This is a genomic window from Serratia nevei (assembly GCF_024160145.1).
Classification (GTDB): domain Bacteria; phylum Pseudomonadota; class Gammaproteobacteria; order Enterobacterales; family Enterobacteriaceae; genus Serratia; species Serratia nevei_A.
This window is the reverse complement of record NZ_JAMYWQ010000129.1, coordinates 1-456: the sequence shown is the minus strand read 5'-3', so window position 1 is coordinate 456 and position 456 is coordinate 1. Positions and strand designations below refer to the sequence as shown.

Sequence of the window (456 nt, the reverse complement as noted above, 5' to 3'; positions counted from 1 at the left end):
GTTTCGGGACTACTTGGGTATCTAATCCTGTTTGCTCCCCACGCTTTCGCGCCTCAGCGTCAGTTGCTGTCCAGCAGACCGCCTTCGCCACTGGTGTTCCTCCTAATATCTACGCATTTCACCGCTACACTAGGAATTCCGTCTGCCTCTCCAGTACTCAAGAAAAACAGTTTCAAATGCAGGCCACAGGTTGAGCCCGTGGTTTTCACATCTGACTTGCTTTCCCGCCTACACGCCCTTTACACCCAGTAAATCCGGATAACGCTTGCCACCTACGTATTACCGCGGCTGCTGGCACGTAGTTAGCCGTGGCTTATTCCTCAGGTACCGTCACTTGCTTCGTCCCTGAGAAAAGAAGTTTACAACCCGAAAGCCTTCTTCCTTCACGCGGCGTTGCTGGGTCAGGCTTGCGCCCATTGCCCAATATTCCCCACTGCTGCATCCCATAGGAAGCTA

1 rRNA gene is annotated in these 456 nt (G+C 53.1%); it reads right to left on the bottom strand.

The window, feature by feature from the left end:
- A 16S ribosomal RNA gene (locus M6G53_RS25075) occupies window positions 1-456 on the bottom strand; the annotation flags it as partial.